The organism is Streptomyces sp. NBC_01508 (genome assembly GCF_045040315.1).
In the GTDB taxonomy this organism is placed as follows: domain Bacteria; phylum Actinomycetota; class Actinomycetes; order Streptomycetales; family Streptomycetaceae; genus Streptomyces.
Genome location: NZ_CP109419.1, coordinates 1612689 through 1625268 on the forward strand (window position 1 = coordinate 1612689; position 12580 = coordinate 1625268).

The following is a 12580-nucleotide window of genomic DNA, read 5'->3' on the forward strand; positions in this document are numbered from 1 at the left end:
GCTCTAGGCGAGGCCGTTGCGGACGCGGACGGCGTGGGCCGCCGCGCGGTGTTCCTCGGCTTCGTGCGGGTGACCGTCCTCCTCGGCCAGCGTGGCGAAGGCGTCCAGGACGCGTACCTCGTCCGCGTCGGAACCCCGGTCCCGGGCAGCCGCCAGCGCCGCCGCGTACAGGGGGCGCGCCTCGTCCGTGCGGCCGAGTTCGCGCAGCACCCGCCCGTACGCGAAGCCGATCCGCCCCGTCAGCCGCTCGCGCCCCGACGCGACGGCCGCCTCGCGCGCCTCGGCCAACAGCAGTGCCGCGTCCGCCAGTTCGCCTAGTTCGGCGGACGCCTGGCCGAGCCGGTACGTCTGGAGCAGAACACCGTACGGGTTGGGGATCGCCCGGTTCGCCTCCCGGGAGCGCTCGAACTCCGCCGCCGCGGCGGCCCAGTCGCCTTCCGCCGCGTGCAGCATGCCGCGGAACTCCATGGCCGACGCGGTCAGCCTCGCCACCTGTTCCGAGGCGTCGAGGGTGTTCAACACCGTGAAGGCGCGGTCGAGTTGGTCGGCAGCGGCGCGGGTCTCGCCCTGTTCCCAGAGCGGGCGGGCCAGTTGGCAGCACATGCGCACCAGCGCGGGCAGTTGCCCGGCGCGTGCCGCCGCGGCGACTCCCGTGCGGAACGCCTCGACGGTGTCGGCCTGGCGCGGGTGGTCGAGGCAGTGCGTCCACAGCGGTTCGCACAGCGCCCACGCCTGGGTGTCGAGGCCCGTCGAGTACGCGATCCGTACGGACGCGAACAGCGCGTGCCGCTCCGTGTGCAGCCAGCGTGCCGCCCGCACCGCTCTGGCCTTCGCCTCCTGGCGGTCCCCGGCGTGCGCGGGGTCGGCGAGCGCCGTGTCGGGGGCGTCGGGAGCGCCGGGGATCGGCCGGACCGGCTCCGCGAGGACCAGTCGGCCTCCGGCGGCGAAGGTGTCGGCCCGCTGCGCCTGGCGCAGGAACCAGGTCACGACGCGCCGCCTCGCCTCGGCGGGTTCCGTCTCGTCGCCGTCCTGCCGGGCGCGACGGCGGGCGTGCGCGCGCAGGAGTTCGGGCAGCCGCATCCTGCCGTCCTCGGTACCGAGGACATCACGCGCGTCGAGCAGACCGGCCGTCTCCAGTTCTTCCAGCGCCTCTTCGGCCCGGTCGGAGCCCAGACCCAGGAGGGCCGCGGCGGACTCCGGGGTGAAGGACGGACCGGGGTGTTCCGGGAGCAGCCGGTAGAGCAGGGCGGCGTTCGGGCCGAGCGCGCGGTAGGCCGCGTCCCACACCTGCTCGACCACGGGCAGGCCCTTCTCGTGGAACTCGACGGTCAGTTCGGCGGCGAGTCGGGCCAGCGGCCTGCGGTGGTACCTGCGCATCCAGTGGCCGGCGACCCGCAGGGCGGCCGGCAGTCCGGAACACAGGGCGACGATCCGGCCCGCGGCCTCGGGCTCGTCGGCGAGCCGCCGGTCGGCGGCGACGCGCTGGAGCAGTTCGGCGGAGTCCGCCGCGTCCAGCGGAGGCAGGACCAGATCGACCGAGGCGCCGTCCGCGATGTCGTACAACGGCCCGTGGCTCGCGACGATCACCGCACTCGTACCGGACGACGGCAGCAGCGGCACGACCTCCGCGCCGTAGCGGGCGTTGTCGATGACGACGATGAGCCGTCTGCCGTCCGTCTGTGTCCAGTACTGCTTGCACCGGGCCTTGAACGAATGCCCGAGCATGTCCGGCCCGACCCCCAGGGACCCGAGCAACTGGCCGAGGACGTCGGCCACTTGTACGGCGCCGTCCCGGCGCAGGTCGTCGAGGTCCACGTACAGGACACCGTCCGGGTAGTCACCCCTCAACTCGCGGGCGATACGGAAGGCCAGCTCCGTCTTCCCCGACCCGCCGGGTCCGCTCAGCGCGAGGCACAACGGCCGCGAACCACCGGACCATTCACGGGCCGCGGCACGCGCACGGCTCTGCTCACTCTCCCGGTTGACGAAATGCACGACCCCCGGCGGGAGTTCATACGTCATACCAACCATCCCGACTCCCGATAGGCCGTGTCAGGGGCACTCCGGAGGCGGCAGGGAGCCCCCGGCTGACACGCCCTCACATGGCTGGCAACTCTATGCGTTCGAGTCCCCCGACGCGGGTCATCCCCGCCACGACGCCTCCGGCTGCCGGAGCCCGGCCGGCAGGTCGTCCGGCAGGTCGTCCGGCAGATCGTCCGGCAGATCGTCCGCCGGAGGGTGGGACGGGTCGGCCGGCTCTCTGAGGAGGGCGCTGTGGTGGTGGCGGAGCAGACGTTCGTGGGCGGCGGTGAAGAGCCGTCGTCCGATGCCCACCGCGAGGTCGTCGCCGGCCCCGTCGGCCGGTGGCGGAGTGCCGGCCGACGCGGGCGGGGAGGGGTGGCCCGTGGTGTGCAGGAGCCGGGTCAGGGCGCGTTCGCGGGCGCGGGTGGTGCCTCCGAGGAGGGGGCCGGCGAGTTCTTCGTGGGTGATCACACAGATCGCCGGGTGGTGGAGCAGCCATTGGGAGCGGTGGGCTTCTCGCATGCCGGGGAAGCCGGGGTCGGTCAGGGCGAGCGTGATCTTGTCGTCCAGGGTGGGACGGGTGGCGAGGATGTCGCGGTAGATGAGGTGTTCGGGCAGGGAGCCGACACGGTCCACCGGCTGGGAGAGGGCGCGGATCTGGCTGATGATCCGGTCCCGGATGTCGCGGTGGTGGTGGACGATGGGCGGCTGGGACCGGGTGTGCCAGGTGCGCAGGAAGTCCGCGTCGGCGCGCTGCAGGTCCAGGCCGGTGACGTACCAACAGCCGTGGCCCGGAAGCAGTTTGAGCAGTGTGGTGTCCGGCAGGCGGGCGAGGCGGGACTCGACGTCCGGGTCGACGGGTGAGGCGTGGGTGGTGGGCTGGCCCAGGCGTGTCCACCACACCCGCCACAGCGCGCTGACCGCCTGCTGGAAGGCGTCCTCCAGGGATCCACGGTGGTGCGGCGGGTTCAGCAGAAGTGCGGTCCGGTCGGGGCCGTAGGCGGCCGTGAGCAGGGAGTACACCTCGCCCGGGCCCGGCTGACCGGGACCGGCGGCCGGGTCGCCGCTCATCGTGCCGTACGAGGTGTAACCGAGGGCGGTGGTGACGTCCGCCAGCAGCGAGGTGCCGCTGCCCGGCAGGGAGACGGCGATCATCTGGGGCACGGCCATGGAACGACTCCCGGAGGAAGGCGGGGCGGGGCGGGTTCAGCGGAGTCCGGCCGCCACGACGGACGGGGTACGGGTGAGGAGCAGGTCCTCGTAGGTGTGGTGGCGGCGGGTGGTGGTGCGGTGGTGCAGCAGCCGGGCCGCGCGGACGCCCTCGCCCGCGTCGGCCAGGGCACGGGCGAGGGTGTCCTGGATGATCTCGCGTTCCACCCGTACGCCGCCGACCTGCCGCGCCCTGTCGCCCAGGGTGGTCAGCAGGCCCGCCGCCACCCGGGGGCGGCCCGCGGTGATTTCCGCCAGCGCCCGGACCACCGGGGCCAGGACGTCGCGGAACGTGGGGCGCCGGTCGGCGGCGGCACGGTGCGCCAGGGCGTACAGATCCTCGGTCGCCGCCTCCACGGCCAGGGCGAGGGCCAGGTTGAAGGCGTGGAAGATCTCCGCCGTCCCGCCGGGCTCGGCCAGCAACTGCCGTACGTGGTCCGGGTCGTCGCGGCCGGCCGGGGTCTGCCCGGCCAGCAGCAGCCGCCAGTTCGTCGCGGCCCGCATCCCCACGTCGCCCCGCGTCAGTGCCGCGTCGGCCCGCCGTCGCGCCTCGGGGAAGTCGCCGCACGCGATCGATTGCAGTGCGGCGTGCCAGTTCAGATGCCGCGACTGCACCGCCGCCGGGTCTGCCGCGAGCCACTCGTCCAGGAACGCGACACACGCGGGTCCCGCGCCCAGTTCGTGCTCCGCGTGGGCGAGGGCGTGCGCGGCGACACCCGAGCGGGGGTGCAGGGCCAGCGCCCGCTCGGCCAGCCGGTGCGCGTCCCGCGCCCGGCCCTGCTCCGCCCTGGTCGCGGCGAGCCAGCTCGTCCACGGCCAGCTGTCCGGGCCCGCCGACGCCGCCTGTTCCTCGACGAGGGCGTCGCCGTACGCGCGGTAGGCGGGGTCCTCGCAGGCCTGGAACGCGCTCAGCATGAGCCCGGCCTGCTCGTCGGCGGGCCATCGGGCGAAGTGCGCCACCAAGTGGTCGGCGGTCAGTTGATAGTGCCGGTGGGTGTGCAGGAACACCCCGTGGACGAGGCTCGTCTGCCGCTCCCCCGCTGCCTGGGCGTCCCGGTGCGCGCGCACCAGCCGCTCCTTCAGCTCGGCGTCGCCGAGACGGTCACCGGTCGCCAGCATCAGCAGGGCCCGTGCCACACCGCAGTCCGGTTCCCCGGCAGCCCACTGTTCCAGCAGCGGCAACGCCCGCCCGCTCAGGGCCAGCAGCTCCGTCATCGCCCGCGTCCGCGCACCGGCCTGCGAGGCCGGCCCGTTCGCCACCACCCCGTTCGCCACCATCCGGCCCATCTCCCGCCGCTCGCGCCGTACTTCAGCTCACACGCTGGACCCGAACAGGGCGGTGCAGACGATGCCGCTGCTGCCGCAGTGGTTGCGCGGCAGGCTCAACGGCAGACCGGCCTGATTGCCGCCCCCGAGGCCACCGCCGGCCACCGTGGCACCCTCGGACCGCGCGCCGGGCTGGTCCTGGATGACACAACCGTTGCCGAACACCGCGTTCCCGATCCCGACGACGCTCGCCTGCGCGGCGCCCGCCGGCAGAAGCGCCGCCCCGGCCACCGCACCCACCACGACGGCCCGCACACCCGCCTTGCCCATGCCGCCACCACCGCTGCCGCTACCGTCGCTCGTCGTCCGCAACCGCGTGCCCATCGCTTCTCCTTCGTCCCCGGGACCTGATCCCGATGCCTGCCACAGGGCGTGCCGGACGCATATTCGCCCGGCCGCACCTGGTCAACGACCCACCGCCGCCCCCGTCACGGGGCAGGTGTACGTCTCCGGTGGCCGGTTCGTCCTCAATCGCCGGACGCGCCGGGTCGACACGTACGATCGTCGGCGCACGGGCGGCGCCGCAGCCCCAACAGCGCCGTCGCGGCGGGGTGTTACGTATCGAGGCGCCGGCCCGTCATCCGGAGAGCGGCATCCCGCACCGGGCTCGCCGGCACCATTCGTCCCCAACGGATCGGAGGGAACGTGCACATCGCCTTCGTCACGGTCACCATCCTCGGCGCGGTGTTCAACGGCGCCGCCGCCGTCACGTATCTGATCGGCCACGAATACCCCAAGGCCCAGGCCGACATGAAGGGCATACCCCGGAAGTACGTACCGGTACTCGGCGTGTTGCTGGCCGCGGGTGCCGTGGGGCTGGTGAGCGGGCCGGTCGTGCCGCTGCTGGGGACTCTCGCCGCCGCCGGTCTCGTGCTGTACTTCGTCGGCGCGATCATCGCCCATCTGCGGGTGGGCTCCCGCGACATCGTGGGCGGGATCGTGTTCCTGGCCACCGCGGTGGCCGCTCTCACCCTGGGCCTGGCCGACCACGGCCCCTGGTGAGGCGCGGGGTCCGCTCGACCGACGGCGGCCCAAGGCCGGCGGTGGAGGCCGGACCGCTCGCCCTCTTGACGGCCGCTCCCCTCATGGTGATTAGTGGAAAGCGCTCTCTAGCGTGGCCATGGCCGTCCGACGTCCCTCGCGAGTAGGAGTCCGCCCATGTTCGACCTGCCTGCACTCTCCCGACGCGGGTTCCTCGGAGCGACCGGCGCGATCGGCCTCACCGGTGCGTTCGGAGCCGGGACGGCGGGCGCCGCCCTGGCGGCGGGCGGTACCGGCGTCGTACCCGTCAACTGGCAAAAGCTGGGCTCCTACTCGGGGGCGGACGCCGCCGGCACCCGAGTGACAGCCGTCCTCGCCGGGAGTGCCCGCTATCTGATCGGCCCCTGGTACGCCGCCACTTACACGCACTACCTTCCCGACGGCTACATCGACCTCAGGGGAACCGACGAGCGGGCCGTCCGGCTGCCCGCCATGGCCGCGGTCGCCGCCACCACGGCCCTGGTCACGGAGACGTACGACCCCCGGACGCTCTCGGCCGCGAACGCCACCGTCCGGACCCGCAATCTGATCCGCACCCTCGCCGCGCGGCACCGGGCCAACAACACGGACACCGGGACCCGGTGGGGCGGCGGATGGCAGAGCGCCCTGTGGGCGTACTACACAGCACTGGCGGGCTGGCTCTTCTGGGAGCGGCTGGACACCGCCGAGCGGAATCACCTGGCAGCGATGCTGGTGTGGGAGGCCGACCGGCTCACCACCGGCGACGGCCTCCACCTCATCGGCACCAGCGGTGACCAGCTGTACATGACCCGCCGCGACGGCACCGTCGTCACCCCCGGGGACAGCAAGGCGGAAGAGGACAACTGGAGCGCCGCCGCGCTCTCCCTGGCCGTCGCGATGATGCCGGGCCACCCCGGCGCCGCCCGCTGGCGGCGCCGCAACATCGAGCTCCTGCTGGCCGCGGCGGCCAGGCCGGCGGACCTCACCGGCAGGACGACCATCAACGGTGTCCGGCTGTCCTCCTGGTTGCGGGGGACGAACATCGCCGACGACGGAACACTGGAGAACCACGCCCGGCTGCACCCGCTGTACATGGTGGCCTTCGACCAGAGCCTGTACCAGGGCTTCGTCTTCGGCCTGGCGAACCGGGCCGCGCCGCGGGCGGCGCTGCACAACATCAATCGCACGTACGCCGCGCTGGTGGACAAGCCCTTTCCGCTGCCCGGCGGCGGCACCAGCCCGATCTACCGCGAGAACTCGGCGGAGATCCACTACCCCGAGGGCAACGACTGGGGTACCCACTTCCCCTTCTACTTCGGCAACTTCGACCTGCTGGTCTCCCTCACCCGGCAGGACCACGGCATCTCGCCGTCCGCCGCCCAGTGGGAGCGGCTGCACAACGAAGCGCAGCTCTCCCTCATGGCCCGCTTCACCGACGGGCGCACCTACGGCGCCGACGGTGAGAACACGTACTACGGGCGGGAGCACCGCATCGGCGCGATGGCGGGGCAGACGTATCTCACGCTGTTCCTGGCCCGCAATTCGACCGGGAACCGGCTGCGCTGGGCCTGAGACCGAGCCGCCCCTCGACGCCGCCGAAGGGCACGGGCGAGGGGCGCGGGCCTCCCGGGGGGGGCGAACGGTCGCGGGCGCGCTCTCAGGTGGCGGGCGTGTCCCGGGTGAGCCGGCGCACCCACTCGACATCCGGCAGGTGCGAGCCGAGGCCGTCCCGGGCCGGCGACGGATCGTCGGCGGCGCCGGCCGGGTCCACGAGCCGGCGCAGGCCGGTGCGCAGCAGCGCGCCGTCGACGGGGGCGATGCCGCTGAGCGCGAGCACCGACACTCCCTGGTCGAGCGCGGTCATGAGCTGTGCGACATCGCCGGACGGGAGGTGCTCGCCGTCCGGCCGAGCCGCGGTGGCGACCCGTCCGTAGGCGTTGAGCTGGACCTCGACCCGGGCGCGCAGCAGCCCGCTGAGCTTGTCGTCGCGGGCGGCGGTCGCGATGAACTCCAGCATGGCCAGGCCGAAGCCGCGCACCATCTCCGCCGGGTCCTCGCCGGGGTCGGCGTCCGGGTCCGGCGAGGGGGCTGCGGAGCCGGCTGCCTCGGGCATCGCGAACGGATCCCAGTCCTCACCGCGGAGGGCTTCCAGGTTGTGGTCCATGGCCGCCAGGAACAGCTCGGCCTTGCCCCCGAAGTTCGAGTAGACCGCCCCCTTGGAGAATCCCGCCTCGTTGGCGATCCCCTCCAGGCTCGCCGCGTGGTATCCGTCGCGGGCGAACGTGCCCAGCGCCGCCATGGTCAGCGCGTCGCGGGTCTCCTGCTTCTGCTCGGCGCGGGTGCGCCGCACCCGGGGCGTGGTCATCGAGGGGCGTAGATCCATGTCCGCATCCTAGTTGACGTACCGGCGGCATCGCGATATCAATGGGATTCAGATACCGCGCGAATCCATATACCACTGGTATCGAAGTGAACCGGGGTGGGCCGGGATGACGGAGGATCACGTATGAGTGACGCGGTGTTGGAGGTCGGGGGCCTCACACGGAGGTTCGGGTCGGTCCTGGCGAACGACGGGGTCGACCTGCGGGTCAGGGCGGGCGAGGTCGTCGGGCTGCTGGGGCACAACGGCGCCGGCAAGACCACGCTGGTCTCGCAGATCGTGGGCCTGCTCAAACCCGACAGCGGGTCGATCAGGGTGGCCGGCGCGGACGCGATCGCGGATCCGGCGACGGCCCGCCGCTGTGTGGCACTCCAGGCCCAGTCGCAGGCACCGCTGGACGGCCTGACGCCCAGGGGGGCGATCGAGATCGCCGGACGGCTGCGCGGCATGTCCCGCACGGACGCCGCCGCCGCCACGCGCACGCTCGCCGCCGAGTTGGACATCGACGAGTGGCTCGACCGGCGCGCCCTGCCCGACGGCCGCGGCGTGTCCGGCGGTGTGCGCCGGCTGACCGCGTTCGCCATGGCGGCGGTCGCGCCCGTACCGCTGGTCATCCTCGACGAGCCCACCAACGACGTCGACGCGGGCCGCCGCCGGCGGCTGTGGGACACCGTCCGCCGTCTCGGCGACGACGGCGCGGGGGTCCTGCTCGTCACCCACAACGTCGTGGAGGCCGAGCGGGTGGTGGACGAGCTGGTCGTGCTCGACCACGGCAAGGTCGTCGCCGCCGGGTCGCCGAGCGGCCTGCGCGGGACCGGCGACCACGACCTGCGACTCGAACTCTCGCTGAACTTCGACGGCATGGACCCGTCCGCCTCCCTGGCCGACGTACCGATCCCGGTCACCCGCCGCGTCCGCGTCGGCCGACGGGTGCTGCTGACCCTCGGCCAGACCGATGCCGAGGCCGCCGTCGCGTGGGCCACCAGGCTCCGTTCGAGCCGGCGCATCGAGGAGTACTCGCTGGCCCCCGCCTCCCTCGAAGACGTCTACCTCGCCGCCACCTCCGCAGCCACCCAGGGCGCGGCCGTCACCACCGAGGAAGCCACCCATGTCTGAGGCGACCATCTCCGCGTCCCGCACGCGCGTGTCCCGCCCCGTGCCACCGCGCACCGGCCTGTGGACGACGTATGTAACCCTGCTGCGCTGGAACATGGCCCAGATCGGCGCGATGCTGCCGCTGATCATCATCGTCCAGGCGGTGCTCGCCGCCGGCATCATCATCGGCTTCGGGTTCCTCATCAGTGACATCGACACGGGCGCCGCCCTGTTCCTGTCCACCGGCACCCCCACCGTGCTGCTGATGGTCGTCGGCCTCGTGATGGTCCCGCAGGGCGTGGCGCAAGCACGCACCAGCGGCACCTTCACCTACCTGCGCGCCCTGCCGGTACCCCGCCCGCTGCACCTGATGTCCGACCTGACGGTGTGGCTGGTGGTGGCGCTGCCGGGCATCCCCGTCTCGGTGTTCGTCGCCTGGCTGCGCTACGACCTGACGTACAGCTTCGACTGGCCCCTGCTGATCGCCGCCTCCGTCCTGACCGCGGTGATGGCCACGTCGGTCGGCTACGCGCTCGCCGTTCTGCTGCCGCCGCTGCTGGCCCAACTCGCCAGCCAGGTTCTGGTGTTCTTCGTCATGCTGTTCTCGCCGGTCACCTTCCCGGAGAGCCAACTGCCCGACTGGCTCAGGACGGTCCACGACGTGCTGCCGTTCCGGCCCGCCGGTGATCTGCTGCGTGCCGGACTGGTGTCGGGCGACGGCGGTGTGAACTGGACCGATCTGGCGGTGCTGGTGGCCTGGTGCCTGCTCGGGATCGTGATCAGCGTGCGCGCACTGGTCCGCCGGGCCTGAGATACCCCCTCCCCCCGGGCGGCCGGCGAAGGGTGAACCCCTTCGCCGGCCGCCGACCCGCTTGCCGAGGGCGGCCGAGTGGCTGCCCACGAGGTGTTACACATCGGACGAACCCATCGTCACCAGGAGAGTCCCTTTGCCCAGCCTATAGCGGCAATTGAATTTTGCTTTACTTCGAAGTAATCGCCCCCTATGCTTCCGGAGGTAGCGATTGCCTGACAGGGCGCCGAAGAGCAAGATCGGGGGGCGCCCGGTCACGATCGCTTGATTTCGAGCACGAGCGGGGGCATGTGCGATACCTTTCCGAGGTACCGCCAGGCTTCTGCTGAGCATCTTTTCTTGGGGGAGAAATGTGCAGTGGAGGACGTGTTCCTTCGGTTCGGAAGCGCAACACATCGGGGGCGTGCGCCTTCAACTCAGAGGCGCACCACATCGGGCTCAAGGGGAAATCTCCGCCGTTCGGCGAATTTCCGACACATTGACCCGTCCTTAGGGTACCCAAAGGGTCCCAGGGGTATGCGGCTGATCAGCCGCCATTCTTAGACACGGTCATCTCAGACACGGTCACACGGGTGACTTCGGCGTGCCTACGGCACCATCCGACGCCGTTCGACGCCGATGGTTCACCAACTCTGCACCGGTATTGTCCGGCATTCGCACTCCACGTTTCGCGGCGCCCCATCACCACGGCGGTCGCTGATTCGGCGTGTCCATTGCGCGTGCCCGCCCATGAGGCAACGACTCAAGAGGTAGTGATCATGGCAACGGTTGGAGTCATCGGCGCCGGCGTGATGGGCAAGGACATCGCCCTCGCCTGTGCGGCTCGTGGTTACGATGTAATTCTTTGCGATAGCGATGAATCTGTCCTGGGGTCCGCGCCCGGCCAACTGCGTCGACTCATCAGGAAGTACCGCATGATGTCGACGGACCTGGCCGGGTGGCAGACCGAGGACATTCTCGGCAGAGTCACCTACAGCGCCGACCTCGCGCGAACGGCCGACGTGGACTGGATCGTCGAGAACATCGTGGAGGACCCACAGGCCAAGCGGGAGCTCTACCTCCAACTCCGCGACCTGTGCGGGGAAGAGGTGCGGATCGCGGTCAACACAAGCTGCCTGCCCATTACCCGAATCGCCTCACTCGTGGCGTATCCGCATCAGGTGATCGGCATGCATTTCATGAATCCGGTCCCGCTGATCAGCGGCGTCGAAGTGATTCGCGGACACCACACGTCGGACGAGACGGTACAGGCGGCAGAATCCTTCGCGGCCTCCCTGAACAAGCAATCCATCGTCGTGAACGACATGCCTGGTTTCGTATCCAACCGGCTGTCCCATCTCTTTATGAACGAAGCGGCCTTCCTGGTGCAGGACGGCGTCGCGGAAGCGGAAAAGGTCGACGCCGTCTTCAAACTCGGCTACGGGCACAAGATGGGGCCGCTGGAAACAGCGGACCTCATCGGCCTGGACACGGTGGTCAACTCGTTGGCAGTGCTGTACGACGAGTTCCAGGACACCAAATTCCGCTGCTGTCCGCTGCTGAAGAAGATGGTGGACGCCGGACTGCTCGGGCGAAAGAGCGGCCAGGGGTTCTACAGCTATGCGACGCGGGCCACCCCGGTTTCCGCCGGAGACGCGGTCCGGACCGGAGCGGGTGCGATCTGATGCCGAACACGACCCTTCCCGAAGGAAACACAGCCGCGAAGAGCGCCAAATGCGTCGTCTGGGATCTCGATGACACGTTGTGGCACGGGACCCTGTCGGCCGGCGACGATGTCGTCCTGAAGGACGGAGTTCTCGACCTGCTCAAGACGCTGGACTCCCGGGGAATCCTCCTGTCGATAGCAAGCAAGAACAATCACGACGACGCCATGCGGAAGCTGGTGGAACTCAAAGTCGCCGAGTACTTCCTTTATCCGCAGATCAATTGGAACAGCAAGTCGAGTTCGGTCGCCGAGATCCAGAAGCGGCTGAACATCGGAATCGACACGTTCATGTTCATCGACGACCAGGCGTTCGAGCGCGACGAGGTCGCGTTCGCGCTGCCCGAGGTGGCGACCGTCGACGCGCGGGACTACCTCACCCTGGGCTCGCTGCCGCGGCTGTCCCCGCAGGTGGTGACCGAGGACGCCCGGCGACGCCGGCACATGTACCTGGAGGACGAGCGGCGCAGCGAGTCCGAACTGACCTACCAGGGGCCCCGCGAGGACTTCCTCCGCAGCCTCGGCATGGTCTTCCGCGTCTCCCGGGCCGCCGGCGACGACTTGCTGAGGCTGGAGGAGTTGACGAAGCGGACCAGTCAGCTGAACTCGACCGGCATCCACTACTCCTACGAGCAGATCGAGGCGCTGACGCACGACCCTCGGCACGATCTGTGGGTCTGTGAACTGACCGATCAGTACGGCTCGTACGGAAAGATCGGAATGGCCCTGGTGGAGAAGCAGGACGACCGTTGGACGATCAAGCTGCTTCTCATGTCGTGCCGAACGGTCTCCAAGGGAGTGGGCACCGTCCTCCTGGCCTTTCTCGTCAAACGCGCCGCCGACGCGGACAAGCGGCTGTTCGCGGATTTCCGCCGCACCAGCCGCAATCGCCAGATGCTGCTCACGTATCAGCTGGCCAACTTCCAAGTCGCGTCGCAGGACGGCAACGACTACACGTACGAGAACGATCTCACGGTCGGTCAGGACTATCCGGACTACATCAAGGTGGAAGTCAATGGTTAGCAAAGCGTTC

Annotated in this window: 11 protein-coding genes; 6 read left to right on the forward strand and 5 right to left on the reverse strand. The window is 70.6% G+C overall.

The window, feature by feature from the left end; genetic code table 11:
• Positions 1–3 precede the first annotated feature (3 nt).
• The 4 genes from OG700_RS07250 to OG700_RS07265 all read right to left on the reverse strand — a co-directional run bounded on the left by OG700_RS07250 (position 4) and on the right by OG700_RS07265 (position 4881).
• Positions 4–2022 (reverse strand): NB-ARC domain-containing protein, encoded by a 2019-nt coding sequence (locus OG700_RS07250; protein ID WP_405610649.1) that lies wholly within the window; start codon positions 2020–2022, stop codon positions 4–6.
• A 120-nt stretch (positions 2023–2142) separates the two neighbouring features.
• Positions 2143–3192 (reverse strand): hypothetical protein, encoded by a 1050-nt coding sequence (locus tag OG700_RS07255; protein ID WP_405610652.1) that lies wholly within the window; start codon positions 3190–3192, stop codon positions 2143–2145.
• A 36-nt stretch (positions 3193–3228) separates the two neighbouring features.
• Complete coding sequence (locus tag OG700_RS07260; RefSeq protein ID WP_405610655.1) at positions 3229–4509, reverse strand: hypothetical protein; 1281 nt, start codon at positions 4507–4509, stop codon at positions 3229–3231.
• Between the two features lie 36 nt (positions 4510–4545).
• Positions 4546–4881 (reverse strand): chaplin family protein, encoded by a 336-nt coding sequence (locus OG700_RS07265; RefSeq protein WP_405610658.1) that lies wholly within the window; start codon positions 4879–4881, stop codon positions 4546–4548.
• Positions 4882–5202: 321 nt separating this feature from the next.
• On the opposite strand from OG700_RS07265, the gene OG700_RS07270 reads away from it, so the two are divergent.
• Both OG700_RS07270 and OG700_RS07275 read left to right on the forward strand, forming a co-directional pair.
• Positions 5203–5559, forward strand: coding sequence for a DoxX family protein (locus tag OG700_RS07270; protein ID WP_405610660.1), 357 nt, complete (start codon positions 5203–5205; stop codon positions 5557–5559).
• A gap of 156 nt (positions 5560–5715) precedes the next feature.
• Positions 5716–7131 (forward strand): hypothetical protein, encoded by a 1416-nt coding sequence (locus tag OG700_RS07275; protein ID WP_405610663.1) that lies wholly within the window; start codon positions 5716–5718, stop codon positions 7129–7131.
• An 85-nt stretch (positions 7132–7216) separates the two neighbouring features.
• On the opposite strand, the gene OG700_RS07280 is transcribed toward OG700_RS07275, so the two are convergent.
• On the reverse strand, positions 7217–7942 hold the full coding sequence (locus OG700_RS07280) for a TetR/AcrR family transcriptional regulator (protein ID WP_405610666.1): 726 nt from the start codon (positions 7940–7942) through the stop codon (positions 7217–7219).
• Between the two features lie 123 nt (positions 7943–8065).
• On the opposite strand from OG700_RS07280, the gene OG700_RS07285 reads away from it, so the two are divergent.
• From OG700_RS07285 to OG700_RS07300, 4 genes are all read left to right on the forward strand, one after another.
• Entirely contained in the window at positions 8066–9055 is a 990-nt protein-coding gene (locus OG700_RS07285; RefSeq protein WP_405610669.1) for an ABC transporter ATP-binding protein, read from the forward strand.
• A complete protein-coding gene (locus OG700_RS07290) occupies positions 9048–9845 on the forward strand; it encodes an ABC transporter permease (RefSeq protein ID WP_405610672.1) in 798 nt (265 codons plus the stop codon). Before OG700_RS07285 ends, OG700_RS07290 begins: the two co-directional genes overlap by 8 nt.
• Before the next feature lie 758 nt (positions 9846–10603).
• Positions 10604–11509: a 3-hydroxyacyl-CoA dehydrogenase family protein gene (locus OG700_RS07295; RefSeq protein WP_405610675.1), complete on the forward strand. Its 906-nt coding sequence runs from the start codon at positions 10604–10606 to the stop codon at positions 11507–11509.
• Positions 11509–12570 carry an HAD-IIIC family phosphatase gene (locus OG700_RS07300; RefSeq protein ID WP_405610678.1) on the forward strand — a complete coding sequence of 354 codons (1062 nt, stop codon included), beginning with the start codon at positions 11509–11511 and terminating at the stop codon, positions 12568–12570. The genes OG700_RS07295 and OG700_RS07300 overlap by 1 nt, the downstream gene beginning before the upstream one ends.
• Positions 12571–12580 lie beyond the last annotated feature (10 nt).

Bases quoted from the DNA above. Each gene is read 5' to 3' on its own strand.
- OG700_RS07265 (WP_405610658.1), bottom strand. From the start codon at position 4,881: ATGGGCACGCGGTTGCGGACGACGAGCGACGGTAGCGGCAGCGGTGGT.
- OG700_RS07275 (WP_405610663.1), top strand. From the start codon at position 5,716: ATGTTCGACCTGCCTGCACTCTCCCGACGCGGGTTCCTCGGAGCGACC.
- OG700_RS07280 (WP_405610666.1), bottom strand. From the start codon at position 7,942: ATGGATCTACGCCCCTCGATGACCACGCCCCGGGTGCGGCGCACCCGC.
- OG700_RS07255 (WP_405610652.1), bottom strand. From the start codon at position 3,192: ATGGCCGTGCCCCAGATGATCGCCGTCTCCCTGCCGGGCAGCGGCACC.
- OG700_RS07250 (WP_405610649.1), bottom strand. From the start codon at position 2,022: ATGACGTATGAACTCCCGCCGGGGGTCGTGCATTTCGTCAACCGGGAG.
- OG700_RS07300 (WP_405610678.1), top strand. From the start codon at position 11,509: ATGCCGAACACGACCCTTCCCGAAGGAAACACAGCCGCGAAGAGCGCC.
- OG700_RS07285 (WP_405610669.1), top strand. From the start codon at position 8,066: ATGAGTGACGCGGTGTTGGAGGTCGGGGGCCTCACACGGAGGTTCGGG.
- OG700_RS07260 (WP_405610655.1), bottom strand. From the start codon at position 4,509: ATGGTGGCGAACGGGGTGGTGGCGAACGGGCCGGCCTCGCAGGCCGGT.
- OG700_RS07295 (WP_405610675.1), top strand. From the start codon at position 10,604: ATGGCAACGGTTGGAGTCATCGGCGCCGGCGTGATGGGCAAGGACATC.
- OG700_RS07290 (WP_405610672.1), top strand. From the start codon at position 9,048: ATGTCTGAGGCGACCATCTCCGCGTCCCGCACGCGCGTGTCCCGCCCC.